19 protein-coding genes are annotated in these 24,571 nt (G+C 39.7%); 18 read left to right on the forward strand and 1 reads right to left on the reverse strand.

Annotation, left to right across the window (positions count from 1 at the left end; translation table 11 throughout):
• Positions 1 to 14: 14 nt before the first annotated feature.
• A complete protein-coding gene (locus tag AC27HL_RS04375) occupies positions 15 to 2,405 on the forward strand; it encodes an AAA family ATPase (protein ID WP_487079197.1) in 2,391 nt (796 codons plus the stop codon).
• Positions 2,406 to 2,564: 159 nt separating this feature from the next.
• Here the strand turns inward: AC27HL_RS04375 and AC27HL_RS04380 are convergent, their stop codons facing one another.
• Positions 2,565 to 3,101 (reverse strand): dihydrofolate reductase family protein, encoded by a 537-nt coding sequence (locus tag AC27HL_RS04380; RefSeq protein WP_487079199.1) that lies wholly within the window; start codon positions 3,099 to 3,101, stop codon positions 2,565 to 2,567.
• A gap of 100 nt (positions 3,102 to 3,201) precedes the next feature.
• On the opposite strand from AC27HL_RS04380, the gene AC27HL_RS04385 reads away from it, so the two are divergent.
• From AC27HL_RS04385 to hppD, 17 genes are all read left to right on the forward strand, one after another.
• Positions 3,202 to 3,774 (forward strand): TetR/AcrR family transcriptional regulator, encoded by a 573-nt coding sequence (locus AC27HL_RS04385; RefSeq protein ID WP_487079201.1) that lies wholly within the window; start codon positions 3,202 to 3,204, stop codon positions 3,772 to 3,774.
• Between the two features lie 718 nt (positions 3,775 to 4,492).
• Positions 4,493 to 4,948 (forward strand): NADH-quinone oxidoreductase subunit A, encoded by a 456-nt coding sequence (gene ndhC, locus AC27HL_RS04390; protein ID WP_487079202.1) that lies wholly within the window; start codon positions 4,493 to 4,495, stop codon positions 4,946 to 4,948.
• Positions 4,948 to 5,586, forward strand: coding sequence for a NuoB/complex I 20 kDa subunit family protein (locus AC27HL_RS04395; protein WP_487079204.1), 639 nt, complete (start codon positions 4,948 to 4,950; stop codon positions 5,584 to 5,586). The genes ndhC and AC27HL_RS04395 overlap by 1 nt, the downstream gene beginning before the upstream one ends.
• 121 nt (positions 5,587 to 5,707) lie before the next feature.
• Positions 5,708 to 7,465 carry an NADH-quinone oxidoreductase subunit C/D gene (gene nuoC / locus AC27HL_RS04400; RefSeq protein WP_487079901.1) on the forward strand — a complete coding sequence of 586 codons (1,758 nt, stop codon included), beginning with the start codon at positions 5,708 to 5,710 and terminating at the stop codon, positions 7,463 to 7,465.
• Between the two features lie 81 nt (positions 7,466 to 7,546).
• Positions 7,547 to 8,068, forward strand: coding sequence for an NADH-quinone oxidoreductase subunit NuoE (nuoE, locus tag AC27HL_RS04405; protein WP_487079205.1), 522 nt, complete (start codon positions 7,547 to 7,549; stop codon positions 8,066 to 8,068).
• Positions 8,065 to 9,429: an NADH-quinone oxidoreductase subunit NuoF gene (gene nuoF / locus AC27HL_RS04410; RefSeq protein ID WP_487079207.1), complete on the forward strand. Its 1,365-nt coding sequence runs from the start codon at positions 8,065 to 8,067 to the stop codon at positions 9,427 to 9,429. The genes nuoE and nuoF overlap by 4 nt, the downstream gene beginning before the upstream one ends.
• Entirely contained in the window at positions 9,422 to 12,406 is a 2,985-nt protein-coding gene (gene nuoG / locus AC27HL_RS04415; protein ID WP_487079209.1) for an NADH-quinone oxidoreductase subunit NuoG, read from the forward strand. The genes nuoF and nuoG overlap by 8 nt, the downstream gene beginning before the upstream one ends.
• A complete protein-coding gene (nuoH, locus tag AC27HL_RS04420) occupies positions 12,396 to 13,370 on the forward strand; it encodes an NADH-quinone oxidoreductase subunit NuoH (protein ID WP_487079211.1) in 975 nt (324 codons plus the stop codon). The genes nuoG and nuoH overlap by 11 nt, the downstream gene beginning before the upstream one ends.
• The gene (nuoI, locus tag AC27HL_RS04425; protein WP_487079212.1) at positions 13,370 to 13,915 is read left to right on the forward strand and encodes an NADH-quinone oxidoreductase subunit NuoI; all 546 of its coding nucleotides are present in this window, start codon (positions 13,370 to 13,372) and stop codon (positions 13,913 to 13,915) included. The genes nuoH and nuoI overlap by 1 nt, the downstream gene beginning before the upstream one ends.
• Before the next feature lie 51 nt (positions 13,916 to 13,966).
• Positions 13,967 to 14,497 (forward strand): NADH-quinone oxidoreductase subunit J, encoded by a 531-nt coding sequence (gene nuoJ / locus AC27HL_RS04430; protein WP_487079214.1) that lies wholly within the window; start codon positions 13,967 to 13,969, stop codon positions 14,495 to 14,497.
• Positions 14,494 to 14,802 carry an NADH-quinone oxidoreductase subunit NuoK gene (nuoK, locus tag AC27HL_RS04435; RefSeq protein WP_487079216.1) on the forward strand — a complete coding sequence of 103 codons (309 nt, stop codon included), beginning with the start codon at positions 14,494 to 14,496 and terminating at the stop codon, positions 14,800 to 14,802. The genes nuoJ and nuoK overlap by 4 nt, the downstream gene beginning before the upstream one ends.
• Before the next feature lie 3 nt (positions 14,803 to 14,805).
• A complete protein-coding gene (gene nuoL, locus AC27HL_RS04440; RefSeq protein WP_487079218.1) occupies positions 14,806 to 16,689 on the forward strand; it encodes an NADH-quinone oxidoreductase subunit L in 1,884 nt (627 codons plus the stop codon).
• Positions 16,686 to 18,116: a complex I subunit 4 family protein gene (locus tag AC27HL_RS04445; protein WP_487079220.1), complete on the forward strand. Its 1,431-nt coding sequence runs from the start codon at positions 16,686 to 16,688 to the stop codon at positions 18,114 to 18,116. Before nuoL ends, AC27HL_RS04445 begins: the two co-directional genes overlap by 4 nt.
• Before the next feature lie 4 nt (positions 18,117 to 18,120).
• Positions 18,121 to 19,629 (forward strand): NADH-quinone oxidoreductase subunit N, encoded by a 1,509-nt coding sequence (locus tag AC27HL_RS04450; RefSeq protein ID WP_487079222.1) that lies wholly within the window; start codon positions 18,121 to 18,123, stop codon positions 19,627 to 19,629.
• A 411-nt stretch (positions 19,630 to 20,040) separates the two neighbouring features.
• Complete coding sequence (locus tag AC27HL_RS04455; protein ID WP_487079224.1) at positions 20,041 to 20,862, forward strand: DUF4097 family beta strand repeat-containing protein; 822 nt, start codon at positions 20,041 to 20,043, stop codon at positions 20,860 to 20,862.
• 386 nt (positions 20,863 to 21,248) lie between these two features.
• Complete coding sequence (locus AC27HL_RS04460) at positions 21,249 to 23,015, forward strand: DEAD/DEAH box helicase (RefSeq protein WP_487079226.1); 1,767 nt, start codon at positions 21,249 to 21,251, stop codon at positions 23,013 to 23,015.
• Between the two features lie 367 nt (positions 23,016 to 23,382).
• On the forward strand, positions 23,383 to 24,426 hold the full coding sequence (hppD, locus tag AC27HL_RS04465; protein ID WP_487079228.1) for a 4-hydroxyphenylpyruvate dioxygenase: 1,044 nt from the start codon (positions 23,383 to 23,385) through the stop codon (positions 24,424 to 24,426).
• Positions 24,427 to 24,571: the final 145 nt, after the last annotated feature.

Genomic DNA, 24,571 nt, shown 5'->3' on the forward strand with positions numbered 1-24,571 from the left:
CCGAGAGAGCTTTTATGACAACTGTGTCTACCAGCGTACGACTTAAACCCAACCAATTAACCGCTCAACTTTCCGTCGAACAATTTGCCAGTAACACGCCAACATCTGAAATAGAGCAAATATTTATTGGTCATGAGCGGGCGAAAGAAGCGTTGAATTTCGGATTATCAATGGACACGCCTGGTTTTAATGTTTATGCCATGGGCGAGCACGGCACGGGGCGACAAACACTGATTAAGCAAATGTTGGCAGCAACAGCTAATCAAGAGCCGACGCCGCAAGAATGGTGTTATATCAATAATTTTGATGATCCTAATTCGCCACATAAGTTATATGTCAGCCCAGGTGATGGTAAGCAGTTACTTACCCGAATGAACACCTTTATTGACGAGTTGATGGATTTGTTTCCTGATATTTTTGACAACCCAGGTTACCAAAGACAAAAGGCTGCAATCGACCGAGAATTTAATCAAAAATACGATGAAGCTATTGCTGAAGTAGAAGAAACGGCACTCAAAAATGAAGTAGTGCTGTATGAAGAAAATGGTGAAATTGGTTTTTCGCCATTAGTTGATGGCAAACCGCTAAACGATAAAGAGTTTGCCAATTTAAATGAGCCAAAGCGCGCTGAATTTTATATTTTATTAGCTAAGCTTGAAGATTTTTTATCAGAGAAACTCATTGAATTACCACAATGGAAACGTATTTCATCAGATAAATTGCGCAAGCTTAAACATGAAACTGCCGAAAACAGCATTCGACCTTTTTTGAAAGAGTTAGAACACGAGTTTGCCAGCAATATTGGTGTTTTAAAATATTTAACAAAAGTGAAGTCGCATGTTGTTGATGCGGTATTAGAAATACTCGTTGATGAGAGTGCCGAAGCGCCAAACGACAAAGATATGCGCAAGCTAATGGTTGAACGTTTCTTACCGAACTTATTGGTTGCTCGTAAAGCTGATGAAGGTGCGCCGGTTATTTATGAACAAAACCCGACTTTTCAAAACTTATTTGGTCATGTCGATTTTGCAAGTTTTCAAGGTAGTAGCTATACCAGTTACCGCCTGATACGAGCGGGTGCATTACATAAAGCTAACGGTGGTTATTTATTACTTGAAGCTGATAAATTATTAACGCAACCTTTGGTATGGGCGCGACTTAAATTAGCGTTAAAATCACAACAAATTACCATTGAAAATCCCTATTCAGAATATAGCCAACCAGGAGCGTTTAGCTTACAGCCGGAAAAAATTCCGTTAAAAGTGAAAGTGATATTGCTTGGTGATCCGGAAATTTATTATACCCTGCAAGATTATGATCAAGAGTTTACTGAGTTATTTCGAGTACTTGCTGATTTTGATCGCCACATAGATAAAAGCCAGACTAGTTTAAATGATTATGCCAATTTAATTCGTCAACGAGCCTATCGTAACAATTACCCAGAAGTAACTGATGAAGCGGTGCTAGAGCTAGTTAAATATGCCTTACGACGCGCTGAGCACCAGCATAAAATTTCCGCCAATATTGTGCAGGTTAACGATTTACTTGATGAAGCTCATTACGTTTGGAAGTTATCTGAGGCTAGTAATGGCTTATGTGGAAAGCACGTTACTATGGCACTGGCAGCAAAACAGCGACGTACTGGCAGAATGAGCGAAGCTTGGTTAGAGGAAATTAAAGAGCGACAGCTACTGATAGATACCGAAGGCGAGAAAATAGGTAATATTAATGGTCTAACCGTGTTAGAGATAGGCGACAGCGTTTTTGGCACACCTGCACGCATTACGGCAACTGTGTATGCGGGTAGTCAAGGCGTTACCGATATTGAAAGGGAAGTGGACTTAGGTAAGTCGATTCACTCTAAAGGGGTGCTAATTCTAACCGGCTATTTAGGGCATAAATATGGTCAAGAATTTCCTGTGACAATTTCTGCTAATATCGCTATTGAGCAGTCTTATGGCCATATTGATGGTGACAGTGCTTCTATGGCTGAACTGTGTGCGTTAATTTCTGCAATTGCTAATTTACCTATTAATCAAGGTATTGCGATAACGGGGTCGATGAATCAGCATGGTGAAGTGCAATCTATTGGTGGTGTTAATGAAAAAATTGAAGGCTTTTATCGCTTGTGCAAAGACAAAGGCTTGACCGGAAAACAAGGGGTTATCATTCCAAAAACTAATATGATTAACTTGATGTTAGCGCCGGAAGTTATTGAAGCAGTAAAGAATGACATGTTTGCTATTTATGCCGTAGAAAATGTTGACCAAGCATTTGAAGTGTTAATGGCACAACCTGCTGGCGAGATTAGTCGCACTGGCCGTTACCCAAGAAAATCTATCCATGGGCTAGTTTTAGATAAATTGTCAGCATTTTCTGATTTACTCAATGGCGCCGAAGAGTAGCTAACACCATTGTAGTATTTAGGTGACTGAGCTGATATTTTTAGGACAGAGTTTTAATTTAAGGTGGTAGATGTAAATGCCACCTAAATGATTACTTACTGATATATAGGTGACAGTTTCGAAACAGATAGGGTCGTTTATTTAAGCGCAATACCGTTATTACTGCTTATGTCGTTGAAAATGGTTTTGGCAAATACCGTTAGAAAACCTCTCTGATTGGGTACATCTAAACTCCAAGGTTTTGTCTAATTCACCGAACAATCGAATTCCATTGCCAAGCAAAATTGGAATGGTTGTAATAACTATTTCATCGATTAGATCTTCTTTGAGAAAACTTTGTATCGTTAGCCCACCATCTATATAAAGATTTGAATAACCTTTCTTTTTCAAGCTTTCTGTCACTTCTTTTAAGTTACCCTTTACTAAGAATACCTTCTCCTTTAGCTCCTCATTAATAGTTTTTAGTGTATTGCTTAAGACAAAAACGGGTTTGGAATAAGGCCACTCACAGCCCATGTTCATCACTAATTCTACAGTATTTCGTCCCATGACTAATGCATCTATTCGCTCCATATGCTTATGAAAGCCCATATCTAAATTGTCGGGATTAGGAATTGATTCTAGCCAATCAATTTCATTATTTACATCAGCTATATAACCATCAAGGCTGCTCGCAATAAACACTATATTAGACATAATTACCTCTTCTGTATGATTTTACTTTATTCTACAGTGTAGAATAAAGTAAACTAATTCTACACTGTAGAAATGATAAGTAAAGCAGAAATTGACGGGTATGAATGACATTGAAAGCAAAAGAGGACGACCTCTCAAAAATGATAAGGGGTTAAACAAGGAACTTATTATCGATAAAGCCAAGTACATGATGCTAAATTCAGGGAAAATACCAAGTATTAGGGCAATATCGAAAGAGCTAATGGTTGATCCTATGGCATTATATTACTATTTTAAAAACAAAAACTTATTGCTAGAGGAAATAACAAAGTCTCTTATTTCAGATATTTATGAGCCTAGCCAATCTTCAAATTGGCAGTTGGAACTAAGCAGACTCTCAAAAAGCTATTTAACGATTTTGTATCAATATGAAGGGCTATTGCATATTCTACTTTCGATGACTTCAATTGGCCCCGCAGAAGTATTTATTAATAGGTTCAACTCAATAATGCGCCCACTGAATATTGGGGAAAGACAAGAAAAACTGTTTCTTGATGTACTTGTTGATTATTTACATGGAGTTTCAATTGCTCTAGCATGCGATAAATCAAATAGCTTAACTATTGATTATGTTGACCAACCTTTAGAGTTTTTGATTCGAGGAATAAAATTTTCGGAGAATAAAAACGATTAACAAATAAACTCTTAATCTTATGTAAACATTTATCACTCGTTCTTATTGGACTTGACTGGGATTAAATTCTGAAAGCTAAAGTGGTTAACTTAAGTTGAGCCACAGTCATCAGAATTTAAGCGTCTCAAATTTCTTTTCAAAAAAATAAATGTGGCAAGCACCGTGTTTCTTGCTCTTCATTGATGCTGCAATATAAATTATTAATATCTGCTTAAAAAATAAGCATTATTTAAATTCTTTTCTATACTGAAATTGTTAGTCATATTTTTTAATTTATCGTTTTTGCAAGACGTACTCGTAAATAGATAAGTTGAATAATTGGCAAAGTTCATTTTGATAGCTTCAATATTGCGTCAAACATGAATAGTAAACTATAGGTGCTATCTCAGTAGGATTAATGAAGAGAGAAAGTTAGCGAAAGCGAAATAACAATAATAAGTCAATGCAGCGAGCTGATGTTACAAGCCGTAATGAATAGCTCCCTATAAGGTCAGGATGTACACCTACCTAAATTATGATTTTTGCTTGTATAACAATGTTCTTAATTATTGTTTGGTTTAAATATCAAGTAAGCGATGTTTAAAAGTTTCTCATTTAATTCTAAAAGTTGCCTAAATAGAAAAGCAACACGTTTTCTATTTGAAAATAACTTGTATCGATAAGTTCGCGGTCTGTCGGTTTGTAGTTTTTAGTGATAACTAACTATAAGTGAGGCGTTGTGGAAACATCCGATCAAATAGCACAAGTTTGGCCTATTGCGGCTTACTTTATTATTTTGGCTGGTATGCTCATCGTGATGATGTTGCTGTCTTATTTTCTTGGGCCAAAAAGTAAACAGCGAGCAAAAAATACCCCTTATGAATCAGGTATTATTTCCGTTTCAGAAAACAAAACTCGTTTTACCAACCACTTCTTTTTATACGCTATTTTTTTCGTAATATTTGATCTAGAAACTATTTATCTTTTCGCTTGGGTAATTGCCTTTGACGATGTTGGTTGGGCAGGTTTTATTGAAGCAAGTATATTTATTGCTATTTTGTTAGCGGCATTGGTTTACTTAATACGAATTGGCGCTCTGGAATTGAAAAAACGTCACCAACCTTTTCGACAAGTTCAATTAGAAAAAACGCTAAATGTCGCCTCTGAAGCGCAGCAAAATAGAGGAAGTTTGTAATGGAGTGGTCGTTAACTAAAGCAAAACTAGATGATGCCATGAGCCAGGTTAAGGGGATTTCGGAAGAAGAATTGAAGCGAAACGTGTTTATGGCAAAACTGGATGACATGGTGAATTGGGGCCGTAAAAATTCTATTTGGCCATTTAATTTTGGTTTAAGTTGTTGTTACGTTGAAATGGCCACTAGCTTTACTTCTCGTCACGACATTGCTCGTTTTGGTGCCGAAGTTATTCGCGCAACACCAAGGCAAGCAGATCTAATGGTAATTTCAGGTACTTGCTTTCGAAAAATGGCACCCGTTATTCAACACTTGTATGAGCAACTTTTAGAGCCGCGCTGGATTATTTCTATGGGGTCGTGTGCAAATTCTGGTGGCATGTATGACATTTATAGTGTTGTGCAGGGTGTTGATAAATTTATTCCAGTCGATGTTTATGTTCCTGGTTGTCCGCCTCGCCCAGAGGCATTGTTGGAAGCTTTATTATTATTACAAACCAATATTGAACATCAGCCAAGACCGTTAAGTTGGGTGGTGGGTGAGCAAAATGTTAGCCAAATAGCGAAACCTTCGTTACGTGATATTAAACACGAATACCGGATACAAGTAACTAACTTAGAACCCCCAGACCAAGTGTAACCTGACCTAGCATTTTTTTGAGCAATAAACAGTAATGTAGATTTTAATAATAAAAATTTTCTGGTTGTAAAGGACGTCGAAAGTGACACAAGTAGATATTAAAGCGAGTAGAGATTGGCAGATGCTTCAGGCAGTACCTTTGCTTGATGAAGTTATTGCTATTTCGCCAGAATTAAATTTGCAAGCTGTTACTGCCATTGAAAATATTGTTGATGACATTCCTTCATTTTGGTTGGATAAAAACCAGCTAATTAAGTTAATGCAGGTTCTCAGGCAAGAGCTCGATAAGCCTTTTGATATGTGCTTTGACATTACTGCCATTGATGAAAGTGAAAAACAGCATAAATCACCATTATCAAAAGCTTTTACTGTAAGTTACCACTTACGCTCATATCAACGAAACCAAGACATTCGCATTAAGGTTGCACTTTCTGCATCAAGTAAATCATTAGAAAGCGTGTGTAGCTTTTGGCCTAATGCGAATTGGTATGAGCGTGAAGTTTGGGATATGTTCGGTATTATTTTTGACAATCATCCTTATTTAACCCGCATTCTAATGCCAAATACTTGGCAAGGGCACCCGTTACTGAAAACTCACCCTGCACGAGCAACAGAAATGGACCCGTTCACACTGCCACCGTATCAGCAAGATAAAGAGCAAGCAGCACTGCAATTTGACCCACAAGCGTGGGGCATGAAACGACAGAGCAAAGACAGTGATTTTATGTTTTTGAACCTTGGCCCTAACCACCCAAGTGTTCATGGAGCGTTTCGTATTGTGCTGCAAATGGAAGGGGAAGAAATAATCGATTGTGTACCTGATATTGGCTATCACCATCGTGGCGCGGAGAAAATGGGTGAACGTCAGTCTTGGCATAGCTATATTCCTTATACTGATCGCATCGATTATCTCGGTGGCGTAATGAATAACTTTCCTTACGTTATGGCGGTGGAAAAGCTTGCCGGTATTCATGTACCCGACCGTGCGAAAGTGATCCGCATTATGACTTCTGAGATGTTTCGCATTCTCAGTCATTTACTATTTTATGGCACATTTGCACAAGATATTGGCGCACTTTCGCCAATTTTTTATATGTTTATCGACCGGGAAAAGCTGTTTGGCATTATTGAAGCCTTCACTGGTGCGCGCATGCACCCAAGTTGGTTTCGAGTTGGTGGTGTTGCACAAGACTTGCCAAAAGGTTGGGATGTTTTAGTACGAGATTATGTTAATTACTTACCTAAGCGTTTAGATGAGTATGAAAAAATGGTTATGCAAAATGCTATTTTAAAACAGCGAACGGTTGGTATTGGTGCATATTCCAGCCAAGAAGCGATTGAATGGGGCGTTACGGGTCCGGGCTTGCGAGCGACAGGTTATTCATGGGATATGCGTAAACAAAGGCCATATAGTGGCTATGACCAGTTTGATTTTGAAGTACCGCTTGGCCATAACGGTGATTGCTATGATCGCTGTCGAGTTCGCGTTGAAGAAATGCGGCAAAGTATTCGCATTATTGAGCAATGCTTAAATAATATGCCAGAAGGTCCGTATAAAGCGGAACACCCACAAACAACGCCACCGCTTAAAGACCGCACTATGCACGATATTGATACCTTGATCCCTCACTTTTTGAATGTGTCTTGGGGGCCAGTTATTCCTGCAGGGGAAGTATCTGTCAGTGTCGAGGCAACTAAAGGCATCATGGGCTATCACCTGATCAGTGATGGTAGCACCATGAGTTATCGAACGCGTATTCGTACACCAAGTTTCGCGCATTTACAGATGTTGCCATTGATCAGTCGTGGACAAATGGTGGCAGATCTTATTGCCACCCTTGGCAGTGTTGACTATGTAATGGCAGACGTTGATAGGTAAAGTTTTAACAAAGAAGTAAGAGCGTAATGAATAACTAGGTTTAAGCACTAATGACAAGCATAGGCTAACTAAGAGATGGTTATGGAAACAATCGAGACAGTGACTATTGATTATCAACACTATCTGACGGCAGATGAAGTTGCCGCCATTGAACATGAAGCCAGTATTATGGAAACACGTGAAGCGGCAGGCATTGAAGCGCTGAAAATAGTGCAGGCACACCGAGGCTGGATTAGTGATGATAGCTTATATGCAATTAGTGACTTGTTAGCAATGCCTGTAGCACAACTAGAAGGTGTTGCGACATTTTACAATTTAATTTACCGACAAGCGGTTGGAAAGCATGTCATTCACCTTTGCGATAGCATTGCTTGTCATCTTACAGGAACTAACAAGGTTTTACAGGCAATTAAGCAACATCTGCAGATTGATTACGGCGAAACGAGCCAAGATGGCCAATTCACTTTATTGTCTAACGCATGTTTGGGCGGGTGTGATAAGGCGCCGGTGATGATGATAGGTGAAGAGCATTATGAAGAGTTAACGCCCGAGAGCGCCATTGACATCTTACAAGCGCTAGCGAATAAGGAGCAAAGCTCATGAAAGACGCATTTGTTTCTAGTAGCACTTGTCCCCTTACCGAATGGGCTAATTCTCGACAGCCACTGGATTTTGATGGCTACTGTCGGCATGGTGGATATCAAGGGGCAAAAAATGCCATTTTAAAGCACACACCTAACGACGTATTAGAGATGGTCAAAAACTCTGGATTAAAAGGTAGAGGCGGAGCCGGTTTTCCAACGGGAATGAAATGGAGCTTCGTCCCTATGTTTGCTGATGATGACGAAAATGCGCCTGATAATAAATACCTAGTCGCCAATGCTGATGAAATGGAACCTGGCACGTTTAAAGATAGGTTATTAATTGAAGGCATACCGCACCAATTAGTGGAAGCTATGATCATTGGCGGTTACACCATAGGTGCTAATAAGGCCTATATTTTTCTTCGTGGTGAATATCATTTAGCAGCGAAGCGCCTGCAGCAAGCAATCAATGAAGCCTATGAAAATAATTGGCTTGGTGCCCGTATACAGGGAAGTACGTATTCACTCGATTTATATGTACATTGCAGCGCTGGTCGTTACATTTGCGGCGAAGAAACGGCACTGATAAATGCCCTTGAAGGAAAACGAGCAAATCCCCGTGCTAAACCACCATTTCCACAGGTAGCTGGTTTATTTGGTAAGCCGACTATCGTCAATAATGTCGAAACCTTATCCAATTTACCGCATATTTTAAAAAATGGCGTTGACTGGTTTCAAGCTATTGCACCAAATAGTGATGCAGGTAGCAAAATATATGGTGCCTGTGGCCGCGTAAAAAATCCAGGCTTATGGGAACTTCCTATGGGGCCAACCTTACGGGAAGTATTATTTCAACATGCTGGCGGTATGCAAGACGGTTTAAAGTTTCGTGGCTTATTACCCGGCGGTGCCTCGACCGATTTTTTGGTTGAAGAGCATTTAGATACGCCAATGGATTATGACTCAATTGCCAAAGTGGGTAGTCGTTTAGGTACTGGTGGTTTAATTGTACTTGACGATATGAATTGCCCTGTTGCTATGGTACTTAATTTAATGCGCTTTTTTGCGCAAGAGTCTTGTGGTTGGTGTACGCCATGTCGTGATGGCACGCCGTGGGCGGTGGAAGTATTAACACGCATAGAAAACGGCCAAGGTAAAATTGAAGATTTAGATACCCTTAACAAACTGTGTGACTTTATGTGGATTGGCAAAACCCACTGCGCACTGGCTCCTGGTGCTGTAGAACCTCTAAGGAGCGCGCTGAAATATTTCCACGATGACTTTCAGCAGCATATTGAAAGCGGTTGTTGTCATTATAACCCTGAGTCATTAGCTAAACGTACCCAAATAGCGATGACGGGAGGGCATTATCATGAGTGAAAATAGTAAAAATTTAGTTACTATTTATATTGACGAACAGCCCTATCAAGTTAGTACAGAAGATAATCTACTGGCGGGTGTGTTATCACAAAAACTTAATTTGCCTTATTTTTGTTGGCATCCATCGATGGGGTCTGTTGGGGCTTGTCGTCAATGTGCTGTAACTCAGTATCAAGACGAAAACGACCAACGTGGTCGCTTGGTGATGGCTTGTACAACGCCAATTACCGATGGTATGCGCATCAGTATTAAAAACTCCTATGCTAGTGAATTTCGTGAACAAGTGATTGCCGCCATGATGACCAATCACCCGCATGATTGTCCGGTGTGTGCTGAAGGTGGTGAATGCCATTTACAAGATATGACCGTGATGACAGGCCATAGTGTGCGTGAATATCAAGGAAGTAAAAGAACGTTTACTAATCAGTATTTAGGTGAGCTAGTCGGCCATGAAATGAACCGCTGTATTACTTGTTATCGCTGTACGCGTTTTTATAACGACTACGCTGGCGGCAAGGACTTTGGCGTTTTTGGCTCTAAAAACCAAGTTTACTTTGGTCGGCAATGTGATGGTGCATTAACAAGTGAATTTAGTGGTAACTTAGTTGAAGTTTGCCCAACAGGGGTTTTTACCAATAAGATATTTTCCGCTCACTATACTCGTAAATGGGATTTGCAATCGGCTCCTTCGGTATGCAGCCATTGCTCTATTGGTTGTAATTTAAGTATTGGTGAACGTTACGGCTCGGTTCGCCGAGTAATGAATCGCTATAACGCTGAGCTTAATAGCTATTTTCTTTGTGACCGTGGGCGTTTTGGTATTGGTTTTGTTAATGGTCAACAACGGTTAAAGCAAGTGACGGGGATAAAGCAGCAATCACCAGTGCAATTAACTAAGCTTGATGTTGCAAAAGCGTTGTCACATTTTCGATTAAAAAACTTTATTGGCATTGGCTCTGCTCGAGCATCACAGGAAGCCAATTTTTATTTAAAACATCTTGTCGGTAATGAGCATTTCTCGGCTGGGTATAATGATCAAGAAATGCGCGTTGCCGCGCAACATGCTCGCATTTTAGAGTATGGAACCCCTATTAGCTTAACTGAAATTGAAGCCAGCGACTTTGTATTAATTGTTGGTGAAGATATTACCCAAACTGCCCCGAGAATGGCGTTGTCGGTTCGACAAGCTTTACGCAATGCCGCAATAGAAAAAGCTGCATCAATTGGTATTCCGTCGTGGCAAGACAGCGCTGTAAGAACCATTGGCGGTAAGTTGTTATCACCATTATTTTCATTACACAGTACCACAACAAAGCTTGATGATGTTGCGGAGCAGGCTCTTATATTGCCCGTTGAGCGCATTAATGCTTGTTTACGGTTATTAGAAAAATTTTTACTGCTTGGCGATATCAAAGAGGTGGAGCAGCAGTTAAATGAAGTTTTTGCTCGAGAAGATGCTGAGCTTGAACAGGTAAGTGCGAAAGAGCAAAGCTTTATCACTTCTGTTTATCGCAAACTCTGCAGAGCTAAGCGGCCATTGCTTATTTCTGGTACAAGTTTGGTAAACGCGCAATTATTGCAAAATATCTGGCGTTTGATGCAATGCTCAAAGCAGCAAGATGGCATTAGCCTACCTAAAGTAATTGTTGTGCCGCCGTCGAGTAACAGTGTGGGCTTATTATCACTACTCGACGAACAAACGCTATCACTTGAGCAGGTTTTAGCTAGCTTAAAGCAAGTTGATGAAAATATTGCTGGGGTGATTGTTTTAGAGCAAGAGCTTTCTAATTGCTCTGCAAGTCAACTAGAGCAATTAAGAGCTAGCGCAGAAACGATTATCGTACTAGATCATAGTGAACATCGGCTTAGTCAAATGGCTGATATTGTTCTACCTGTTGCGACGGTGAGTGAAGGTGATGGCCACTATATTAATTACCAAGGTCGAGTGCAGAAATTTAGCCAAGTGCACCCACCAGTATTACCCGTACAAGAAAGCTGGCGTTGGCTCGACAATATTGCTGATACATTCGGCGTAAAAACACAAGCTAACGGCCAAGTAACAAGGATAACTAAAAGTGAGAGTTGTCAGTCGCTTGCACAATTACATCAATTTTTTAATCAGCACTTTGATGATTGGCCAGCGTTAGTTACTGGTGTCGCTAGCCCTATTGTAAAAAGCCCCATCGCTAGAATGCCACACCGAGCCAGTGGCAGAACCTCGCAAATGGCAAATATTAGCGTACATGAAAATAAAACCACGCAAAAGCTAGATGACAGTTATCGTTTTTCTATGGAAGGTGCATCAATAAAAACAAGTCATGATATGCCTTTTGTTTGGGCACCTGGTTGGAATTCCAATCAGGCTATAGGTCAATACCAAGAGCAAATTAATGGCGCATTGTTACAACAAGAAACGCCGCAATTTATAAAGTTATTAAATGGGCTTGTGAATAACTCATGTTGGCAACCAACAATGAATGACAGTATTAACCCGTTATCAAATCAAGCAAATGCTAACTTAAGTTATGTACAGCAAAAAAATATTTACTTAGATGATTGGCAGGCGGCAATGACGCCAGAGTTTCAGATGCTCAAGCAAAATAACCAACTCTTTATTAATAGTGATGTGGCTAGAACACTAGCCATACAGTCACAGCAATGGTGCAAGGTAGTTTTTTCCGCGACTAATGACAAAATGCAGTTAGTAAGCCAAACGGTTATTTGTCAGGTGAAAACGGTGGTAGCGTTATCAAAAACTTTAGTGTTTGGTAATTTTTCTTTGTGCCAATCATTATCTCATCAGCTTGAAATGAAAATAACCCCAGCTGGCGATCAAGAAATAACCGATTATCTTAGTCAATATAATGAAAATATTTTGGCGGCCAAAGAAAATCAAAAAGAGGTTTTGGCAAGACTAAAAGAAAACGATCAACATATTCCTATTAGGTTGATTTCAGGAGGGTTAAATGATGCCTGAAATGCTGTGGAAGCTTTTTGAAATTACTATCATTATTGCTTTATTGATACCTATGGCGGCAATGTTAGTGTGGGTTGAACGAAGAATGATAGGGATTTGGCAAGACCGTTATGGCCCCAATCGCGTAGGTCCGTTTGGCATATTACAGTCTTTTGCAGATTTGCTAAAAATACTTGGTAAAGAGGATTGGATACCACCATTTAGTGATCGTTTAGTGTTTACCTTAGCGCCCATTATTGGTGCGGTTTGCGTTTTGATGAGCTTCGCCGTTGTTCCATTTTCACCTGATATTGGCGTTTCCAATTTAAATATAGGATTGTTGTTTTTCCTTGCCATGGCGTCATTGGCCGTTTACAGCGTGGTATTAGCAGGTTGGGCGTCAAACTCTAAATATGCGCTGTTAGGAGGTATGAGGGCAGCGGCACAAACGGTAAGTTATGAAGTTTTTATGGGCCTGTCGGTGATGGGCGTAGTGCTGTTAACCGGAACATTTAACTTACGTGAAATAGTGTTAGCGCAAGCTGATGGTTGGCTAATACAGTCTCAGTTTGTTGGTTTCTTTATATTTTTGGTGGCTGGAATCGCGGAAAGCCACCGTTTGCCGTTCGATTTACCAGAAGCGGAAACTGAATTAACCGCAGGCTTTCATACTGAATACTCAGGGTTAAAGTTTGCGTTATTTTTCCTCGGTGAATATTTAGGTGTCACGCTGATTTCTGCAATGTCGGTGGTTTTATTTTTTGGCGGCTGGTTAATGCCCGAGCCGTTATCTAGTTGGTTGCCGCCCTTGCTTTGGTTTGTATTGAAGGTACTGTGCTTTGTGATGTTTTTTGTGTTGCTGAGAACATCATTACCACGGCCTCGTTTTGATCAATTGTTGAAGTTTGGTTGGATGGTGATGTTACCCCTTGCCTTACTCAATTTAATCGTCACCGCGCTATTGCGTTTAACGGGAGTGCTGTAATGAGTAAGTCATCATTAAAGGATTCGCTGTTTTTTAGTCAATTGAGAACCATGTGGTTGGTGCTCAAACATACCTTTACCAAAGCCGATACCGTGCAATATCCAGAGCAAAAACCTTACCTAGCACCACGTTATCGGGGCCGAATTGTTTTAACTCGAGACCCAAGTGGTGAAGAGCGTTGTGTTGCGTGTAATTTGTGTGCGGTTGCTTGCCCAGTGGATTGTATTGCGCTACAGCAAGTTGTTGATGATGATGGTCGAAAAAGAGCAGACTTTTTTCGCATTAACTTTTCACGCTGCATTTTATGTGGTTTTTGTGAAGAAGCGTGTCCTACCTATGCTATTCAATTAACGCCTGATGTCGAACTTGCTGAATATGATCGGCAAAATTTGGTTTATGAAAAAGAACATTTATTGATTAATGGCCCTGGTAAGTATCCTGATTATAGCTTTTATCAGCAGTCAGGAATTGCAATAGCGGGTAAAGGCAAAGGTGAAGCCGAGCAAGAAAGGCCACCAATTGATGTTAAAGGATTAATGCCATGATTTTTATCAATAGAGATTCCGGCAGCTGTCATCAGCTTAGGGAGGGACGATATGCTGAGTAGTTTAGCGACAATTGATAGTTTATTTTATCTTGCTGCTACCGTAGCCGTTATTGCTAGTTTAAAAGTAGTGACTGGAAATAATACTGTTCATGCTTTGCTGTATCTAGTGGTGTCATTACTTGCGGTAGCGGTTTGCTTTTATCTTATGGGAGCGCCTTTTGCCGCAGGCCTAGAGGTTATTGTTTATGCTGGTGCAATCTTGGTGTTATTTGTTTTTGCCGTGCTAATGTTTGGCCTAGGTAAAGATGAAACGACTAACGCGCCCCAGAACAATAATATAGCGAATATGTTTGGCGCTATGTTATTAGCGTTTACTTTACTCATTGAGTTGGTTGTTATTATTAATAATGCGCAAATGCAACAAACTTTGCAGGCCAATGTAGTGAGTTCTAAAGCTGTTGGCATTATGTTGTATGGCCCGTATTTACTGGCGGTTGAAATCGCTTCTTTCTTGCTTCTTGCCGGTTTACTTGCTGGCTATCATTACGCTAAACCTGAAGTAAAAGGGAGCCAACTATGACAACTATCCCATTATTTCATGTACTTATACTTTCTAGCTTACTGTTTGTTATTGGCTTTATTGGTGTTGTTGCCCGAAAAAACACGCTCTTTATGTTAATGAGCTTAGAAGTGATGCTCAATGCCGTTGGGGTGGCTTTTATTGGTGCCGGTAGCGCGTGGCAGCAAGCAGACGGGCAAGTGATGTTTATTCTGATTTTAACCTTAGCAGCTGCAGAAGTGGCGGTGGGGTTAGCGTTGCTGATTCGTATGCAAAAGAAATATCGTTCTTTAGATATTGATGTACTTAATGAGATGAGGGGGTAAATCGTGCTACTTGCCAGCTTGCCTTTTTATCCTTTAGTTAGTTTTTTATTGCTCATTGTTTTTGCTAAGCGTTTGTCTTGGCACATTGCTAGTTTTATTAGTGTTGGTGCTATGGCCATTACATCGGTTGTAAGTGCCTTGTTGGTTTATGAATTAGCGGCAAGTCAACATCCCTTTATTAGCGTAAATTTATGGCATTGGTTTAATTTGGTTAGCTCACAAGGGGTGACTGAAGTAAATGTTAGCTTTTATCTTGATAGCTTGTCAGCAGTGATGATCAGCGTTGTTAGTGGCATCGGTTTTTTGATTCATTTATTCGCCGCCGCTTATATGAAAGATGATGCCAACTTTACGCGTTTTATGGCTTATATGAACCTGTTTATCGTTGCCATGCTGGTCTTAGTATTGGCTGATAACTTGGTCTTACTATATTTAGGCTGGGAGGGTGTTGGTTTATGTAGTTTTTTACTTATTGGTTTTTGGTATCAAGAAAAAGCCAATGTTTTAGCTGCGCGAAAGGCATTTATTGTTACGCGTATTGGCGACACATCGATGGCAATTGGTTTGTTTTTATTGTTTAGCAGTTTTGGACAATTAAATATTGAAGCAATAAGTTCTTTGATACAACAAACAAGCCATTCTGATATCGGCTTTAGTGACCAACAATTAAATAATATTTACTGGATCGCCTTATTGTTACTTGGCGGTGCCGTAGGTAAGTCGGCACAACTTCCGCTACAAACTTGGTTACCTGATGCTATGGCGGGGCCAACACCGGTTAGTGCTTTAATTCATGCTGCAACTATGGTTACTGCTGGTGTGTACCTCATTGCTCGCATGCACGGTATTTTTATTTTTACACCGGAAGTGATGAGCTATGTTGCTTGGATAGGGGCTATTACCTTGTTGTTAGCCGGTTTTGCGGCACTGGCTCAAACTGATATTAAACGGGTTTTAGCTTACTCAACCATGAGCCAAATTGGCTATATGATGTTAGCCCTTGGTGCTGGTGCTTGGTCGGCAGGTGTTTTTCATCTTATGACGCATGCATTTTTTAAAGCACTGCTTTTTTTAACGGCCGGTGCGGTTATTTTGGCACTTCATCATCAGCAAAATCTTTTTAAGATGGGAGGCTTATTAAAAAGACTCCCGTTTGAAAGTGCGTTATTTATCATTGGTTTAGTTTGCTTAATGGCGTTGCCTGGTACCTCAGGTTTCTTTTCAAAAGAAGCGATAATAGCGCAGTTGTGGTTGTCAAACACCGCAGGGCCCGCATTGTGGTGGTGTGCGATATTAGGAGCACTCGTTACCAGTATTTATAGTTGCCGCTTATTCTTTTTAGCTTTTCTTGGTCAAGAACGTTTTACCGAGAAACTTGATTTTAAGCCAGCAAGTTTAATGCGTATGGCCTTAATAATATTAGCGTTATTATCTCTGTTTGGTGGATTAATCGTGCTTGATCTTAATCAGGTATTTGAAAAAGCCAATAACGCAAACATGGCGATAATAGCAGAGCCTAGATGGCTGCACACTGTTGCTATTGTTACGCCATTTATCGGCATTGTATTTTCTTGGTTTTATTTTAAAAAATACCGCCTAGCATCAAGCCAGAAAAATGAAATAAAAGCCAGTGAGCATAGTTTTGCTATGTTTTGTCGCAATGGCTTAGGTTTTGACAACCTATATAGCATTTTGTTGGTTAAACCATATCAAATATTGGCTAAGTTAAATCGCCGAGACTTAATTGACCAAACGTTGATGTCGACAGCTTGGTATGTTGATTTATGGCATGACGTGTTGGTTATGATACAAAACGGTAACTTACGTTGGTATTTGGCAGCATTTGGCTTGTCAATATTGATGCTAGTGGGAGTGAGTATTTTATGACACTAACATTTATCATGTTGGCTTTACTTGTTGCTGGTGCTTTTGCATGGGCTTTGGAAAAGCAATGGCAAGGAGCTGCAAAGTGGTTAGCGCTGGTTGTGCTTGCTTTGTTAGCAACAGTATTTGCTATTTTTGTGTTTAGCCATGTCAGTAACTTTGAAACACTGCAAGTGCTAACAAAAGTGAGTTGGATTAAAACCTTTAATATTGAATACAGTATTGCCCTAGACCAACTTAGCATAGTGTTAATTGCGTTAACTTGGCTCTTGGCGATTATTTGTGTGTTAGTGTCGTGGCGAGAAATTAAGCATCAAGTCGGTTTTTATTACTTTAATTTATTGGCGACCATTGCCGGTATTATTGGCGTATTTGTTGCCGTTGATATGTTTTTGTTCTTCTGTTTTTGGGAAGTGATGCTATTGCCCATGACCGCGTTAATTGCAATTTGGGGCCATGAAAATAGACGTTTCGCAGCAATCAAATTTTTTATTTTTACACAAGTTAGTAGCTTATTAATGTTAGTGGCAATTATTGCTACGGGGTATTTTCATTTGCTACAAACAGGGGAGTTAAGTTTTTATTACCTTGATTGGTTAGCACTAGATATGCCGCTTTCAATGACACAATATTTAATGCTGGGCTTTTTTATTGCCTTTGCGGTTAAGCTTCCTTTAGTACCTGTGCATAGTTGGCTGCCTGATGCTCATACGCAAGCACCAACGGCCGGTAGTGTATTGCTAGCCGGCGTATTACTAAAAACGGGTGCATATGGGCTTATTCGATTCGTTATTTTTCTCTTTCCGCAGGCCAGTGTGCAGTTTGCACCGATTGCGGCAACGCTGGCTGTGGTGAGTATTATCTATGGTGCGAAAATGGCCTTTGCTCAACAAGATTTTAAGCGCTTAGTGGCTTATAGCAGTATCAGTCATATGGGCTTTGTGATGCTGGCATTGTTTGCCTTTAACACTATCGCTTATCAAGGGGCAATTATTACTCTGGTTGCCCATGGTTTGAGTAGTGCAGCATTGTTCTCAATGGCAGGTATGATTTATCAGCGCATACATAGTCGAAACTTAGCGGATATGGGCGGTTTTTGGAACAGTGCACCACGCATGGGAGGCTTTGCTTTGGCCTTCGCTGGCGCGGCATTTGGTTTACCTGGTTTAGCCAATTTTATCGGTGAGTTTTTTAGTTTAGTTGGTGTGTTTCAAGTGATGCCGGTATTTGCCGTTATTGCCGCCTTTGGCCTTATAGGCTCAGCGATTTATGGCATGGTGCTATTTCAATCTAGCTTCCAAGGGGAAGCTAAACAGGATGTTATCGATTTAGGCCATAGGGAGTTGGTAATTTGTGGTTCATTATTTTTAATGCTTTTAGTAATAGGTTTATATCCAAACTTACTGCTTAAGTTTTCATTTGGAGTCTGAGGCAATGTTGTTATCAACGGCTAATTCACAAGCTTCATTAAATATTGAGATAATACAGGCTATCTTACCGCAGTTAATTGTTGCTTTTGGGATTACATTGGCATTGTTGTTAGTGGCATGGCGTCGTTCACAGCGCACTATTGCTTTATTTACTGGCGCGGTTTTTGTTATTGCTTTAATCGCAAACATAAGTTTGCTTGTTACTCAGCCAATTGCGGTAACTCAGCTATTAACCGTTGACACCTATAGTACTTTTTCATTTAGCTTAATACTTATGTCGGCATTAGTGTCATTACAGATGAGTCATCAATTTTTAAAAGCGCATATTGAAGTGCATGATGAGTATTATCTGCTATTAATGTTATTAGTGCTTGGCGCTGGCGTATTAGTGACGAGTAATCACTTTGCTAGTTTGTTTTTAGGCTTTGAATTGCTAAGTATTAGTTTGGTTGGCTTAGTGGGCTATCACCGAGAAAGCCATTATAGCGTAGAAAGTGGTTTTAAATATTTAGTGTTGAGTGCCGCAGCGTCGAGTTTTATGCTGCTCGGCATCGCTTTTATTTACAGTGTAACTGGCACTATGAGTTTTGATGCTGTGCAGGCAAATGCACTATATCATCAATCGGGGTTAAGGCTATTTTTTGAGTTAGGTATTTTACTGTTTATTTCTGGGATTGCTTTTAAACTCTCGTTAGCACCATTTCATTTTTGGACGCCTGATGTATATCAAGGAGCGCCAACGCCCGTCACTTTGCTGATGGCGACCATTTCAAAAGTCGCAATGTTTGTGATCTTAGTTAAGTGCATTGTTGCGCAAAACTATATTTTGCATAGTAATGTGCAATTACTGTTAATGATTTTAGCCGTTGCCTCAATGCTCGTAGGTAATGCCTTGGCATTAAAACAACAGAATTTTAAACGTCTGATGGGGTATTCATCTATTGCTCATATGGGCTATTTACTGATAGTTGTCATTGTTATTTCTGATGAAAGCTTAGCGTTTACTTGGCAAAGTGTTTTGTTTTATTTAACTGCTTACATCATTGCTAATATTTCAATATTTATGGTGATGATGTCATTACAATCGCAATGCTGTGCCAGTGAAAAGCAATTGTCGAATTTTAAAGATGACGTGATACTTGATGATTTAAAAGCGCTATTTTGGCGATCACCAAGTCAGGCTACTCTTTTGATTCTCGCAATTTTGAGTTTAGCGGGAATTCCTTTAACTATGGGATTTATTGGGAAGTTCTATATTTTAAGTCAAGCGACGATTGGCCATGCTTGGTGGCTTATTATTAGTTTAATTGTTGGTAGCGGCATAGGACTTGCCTACTATTTGCCAATTATTTTCACCTTATTCGATAATGGTAAAGGAGCTTATGAAAGTACCGAAAAGCAAGGAAGGCCGATCATTGAACGGCTACTAGTTTATGGTTTTATCGTTATTGGTTTAGTGTTGGGGATTTTCCCTGATGCATTAAGCCAATTTATTATCTCGTCGTATCGCTAGGGCGTATTAAGCTTTGCAGTGTATTTTTCACAAGACAGAGCTTAGGTCGTCTGGTTATTCGATATAATAAAGTGCTAACGCAGTTAAAATGCTCACTTAACAGCGGCCTTTTGGCACGTATAAAAGAGATTTACTCCATGTTGTCGCTCATTTCTATAAATAACTATACCTCATTCACTACGCCGTGCTTAAATCACTTTTCATTTGAATAAAATTTCTACCGTAAAGTTTGATATGCCTTAATTAACTAATAAATTGCTTTTTTCGCCAAATTATAGATGTTTGATTTTAGTGTTATAATTTAACTTTGACTAAGTTGTTGATACTAAGTGGAATATTTAATTGGCGTGATTTTTGTTTAACCTTATTAAGAGAATAAAAATAATTGTACTTTAACAAGGAAACAAACCAATGAAACTAACCTCATCATTACTTTTTGCCACTAGTGCTGCTTTGTTAAGCGGTTGTATTGTTGTTGCGAATCCTTCACATGCTAATCATCACAGTCAGCAAGAATTACAAATTGATGCTACAACATTATCAGCTTTTGATATCGAAGCTGGAGCTGGGTCTTTGGTTATTTCTGGCTCTGAACATGCTACTCAAATTAGTGTTACAGCAGACATCTATACTGATAAACGAAATACAGACAATTACCAACTCGAATTAAGTGATTCGGGTAAAACCGCATTTCTTGTGTCAAAAATTAAAAGTAGTAGCGGCTTTTGGCAAGGTGATTCTCCACATATTGACCTGAAAATAACCGTACCAAGTCATATGAAGTTAATTGTTGATGATGGCTCTGGCGCAATGAGTATCAGTAATATTAATGGTGCAGTGGATGTAAAAGACGGCTCTGGTGAGCTTACTGTTAAGGGGATCAAGAGCGATGTCATGATAAATGATGGTTCTGGCAGTTTATATGTTAGTGACGTTATTGGTAATGTTACCATTGTTGATGGCTCCGGCAGTATGGAATTAAGCGAAATTGACGGTAATGTAGATATTGATGATGGCTCTGGCAGTATCTATGCAAAGGGGATCTCAGGCAGTGCGCTATTCGAAGACGGTTCGGGTGATCTAACTGTTAAGAAAGTCGATGGCGTGGTAACTATTGATGATGGCTCTGGCGATATTGATGTTGAACAGGCCGGAGGCTTGAAAATCCTAGATAGCGGTTCAGGTGGTTTACGAGTGCAAAAAGTCAAAGGCGGCTTTGAAATTGATAGTTAAGTTATGTCTAAATAGCAAAAATTCATGAGTAATCAACTATCACGATAGTTTTGCTATAATTAGATAGAGTAAGTGAAACAGCCATATTCTTAGCGAAAATGGCTGTTTTTGCCATTAAATTGCAGGAAAATAGCTTTAAAGCTTGTATAAAGAACAGGCATCTGTATAATGCGCGCCTCTGTGATCGTGAAGCGAATTTATTTCGTAAAAAATTGACGCACAGAATGTTTAAATGAGTGGGGTATATCCGCCCAATAGACTTGCCCAGTTAACCGTTCAAGGTTAACGTACCGAATGTGCCTTAAGTCTTCCTGGTGGTTTCCTCGTATATGTACGTAGGAATTTTGGTGTTTTACCAGTTTCTACCATGAGAAGACAAAATTTATATGACTGATCTTAACAATGCCTCTGTAGGCTTTGACGCCCTTGGTTTGCCTGAAAACTTAGTATCTGCTGTAAAAGCACTGGGTTTTGAATCTTCAACTGCTATTCAAGCGCAAACAATTCCGCCACTTTTACGAGGTCGAGATGTACTAGGTGAAGCGCAAACAGGTACTGGTAAAACAGCGGCTTTTGGATTGCCTGCATTAGCAAAAATTGACGTATCTATTCGTAAGCCACAATTAATGGTGTTAGCACCAACACGTGAATTAGCAATTCAAGTTGCTGAAGCAATTGAAAGCTTTGCTAAAAATATTAAAGGGCTACGTGTAGCTACTTTGTACGGTGGTCAATCTTATCAGCCGCAGTTCCAACAGTTGGAGCGTGGTGCACAAGTTGTTGTTGGTACGCCTGGTCGCTTAATGGACCACTTACGTCGTAAGAGCTTAAAGCTAAATAATTTATCATTTTGTGTGCTTGATGAAGCTGATGAAATGTTAAATATGGGCTTTTTAGAAGATATTGAATGGATTCTTGAGCACTTACCAACAGAAACACAAATGGCATTATTCTCAGCAACTATGCCACCACAAATTCGTAAAGTTGCTAATCGTTTTTTGAAAGAGCCTGAGCATATTAAAATTGCGGCAGTGAAAAAAGCGAAAGCGAATATTGCTCAATACGCATGGAAGGTTAGCGGCATTAATAAAATGACTGCGTTAGAGCGTATTGCAGAAACCGTTGATTATGATGCGATGATTATTTTCGTTCGTACTCGTAATGATACTATTGAAGTGGCTGAAAAATTAGAACGTGCCGGTTACCCTGCAGTAGCACTTAATGGTGACATGAACCAATCTCAACGTGAGCGTACAGTTGATCAAATTAAATCGGGTCAATCTTCAGTGTTAGTGGCAACTGATGTTGTTGCTCGTGGCCTTGATATTCCACGTATTTCTTTAGTTATTAACTATGATTTACCAGGTGATAATGAAGCTTATGTTCACCGTATTGGTCGTACCGGCCGTGCTGGACGTAGCGGCACATCAATTTCATTTGTTCGCCCACGTGAAATGTATTCATTACGTCATTATGAGCGTTTAACATCTGGCAAAGTTGAAATGTACACTCTGCCAAGTATTCAAGAAATTGGTAAAGCACGTATCGAGCGTACCCGTAATGAGTTATCTAGTATTGTTGCTGATAAAGAGTTAACGGCAATGCGTGAAATTATTGAAGCAATGGCGAATGAGTCAGAGCTTTCAATGACTGATTTAGCGGCCGCTTTACTTTATCAAAAGCAGTTAAAGCAACCATTACAACCGAAAGAAGATCCTAAGCCTCGTCGTGAAACTCGTGATAGAAATGATCGTGATGGCCGTGGTCGTAATGATAGTCGTGGTGGTCGTAATGAACGTGGTCGTAATGACAATCGTGCTGAACGTGCACCGCGTAAACCAAAAGTAGCGCGCTCAGACGTTGATTGGCAAACATACCGTTTAGAAGTAGGTAAAGAGCATGGCGCACGCCCTGGTGATATTGTTGGTGCAATTGCGAATGAAATATCGCTTGATAGTAGCTACATTGGCGCTATCAACTTACATGATAAACATAGCTTTGTGCAATTACCTAAAGGTATGCCTGATAAGTCGTTTAAGCAGTTAAAGCGTGTTCGTGTGCGTCGTCAAGTGCTAGATATTACAGTATCAGACAGCCAAGCAGCACCTGCTGAGCGTTCATCGCGTCCTCGCAAGGAGCAACGTACAAACTAGTTTTACGTTTATATTTGCTAAAAAACGCCAACTCTTAAGTAGAGTTGGCGTTTTTTTATAGCTGTTGTACCAGTTAATTAAGTGATAAAGCTCATATCGATTGTCATTTTTAAACCTAATTACTCGAAAGTTTTTGGTTGTGGTGTGACATATTTAAGCTAATTCTAGTTATGAAAAAATGCTGTAAATAAAATTTTACATCTCTGGCTATTGCCTGATATAGGCTAGATCAGAGTCGCTTAAATTTTATCTGATTTATACGTAACAATAGTTTTACGCTGCCAAATTTGTCAGTTTTCCTATTCTCTTTCTCTGTAATGCATTCGGGGTAATAATCGCCTTATTGCTAGTGTGAGAGATAACAATTATGACAGAAGTAACAAACCCACTTAATTTACGTGGTATTGAATTTATTGAGTATGCATCACCAGATTCTGATTTTATGGAAAATGCATTTTATGGTTTTGGTTTCTCAAAAACGAAGAAATTCAAAGGCCGTGACATTGATTACTTTAATCAAAACGACATCCACTTTTTCTTAAACAACGAACAAGCGGGTTTTTCTCGTGAATTTGCGAAAAGTCATGGTCCTGCAATTTGTTCAATGGGCTGGCGCGTAGAAGATGCCGAATTTGCTTTTGAACAAGCCGTTGCTCGTGGCGCTAAATCAGCACAAGACGCAGATAACAAATTACCGTATCCAGCAATCTATGGTATCGGTGATAGCCTAATTTACTTTATCGACAAATTTGGTACTAAAGGCTCCATTTACGAAGATGACTGTGAAGATATTGCTGAGCCAGTAATTGTTAAAGACAAAGGCTTTTTAGCGGTAGATCACCTAACGAATAATGTTTACCAAGGCACTATGGAGCATTGGGCTGACTTTTACAAAGATGTATTTGGTTTTACTGATGTACGTTACTTTGACATCAAAGGTGAGAAATCAGCACTAATTTCATATGCGCTACAATCACCTTGTGGCACTTTCTGTATTCCAATCAATGAAGGTAAAGGTAAGAAGAATAACCAAATTGATGAGTACTTAGATGAATATAATGGTCCGGGTGTTCAGCATTTAGCGTTTATTACTGATGATTTACTTGGCTCGTTAGATCAACTTGATAAAAATATCATTGATACTTTGAATATAGTTCCTGAATATTATGATGATGTATTTGATCGTATTCCGTGGGTAAAAGAAGATCCACAGCGTATTCGTGACCACCAAGTATTAGTAGATAGCCAGAAAGAAAATTCTTACTTATTGCAAATCTTTACTAAGAACATCTTTGGGCCTATCTTCATTGAAATGATCCAACGTGTTGACGATAAAGGTTTCGGTGAAGGTAACTTTACTGCGCTATTTAAATCAATCGAATTGAATCAAATGGAACGTGGCGTTTTATAAACGTTCTGAATTGAAAATATAATTTTAAAGCCAGCTTATGCTGGCTTTTTTATGTTCAGGTCGTTCCTAGCCATTCATGGCTTCACGACATTAGTGCATCCATGCACGTCGATGAACGGTATATCGCGGTCACATGGATGTGAAA

The organism is Colwellia aquaemaris, from assembly GCF_057548755.1.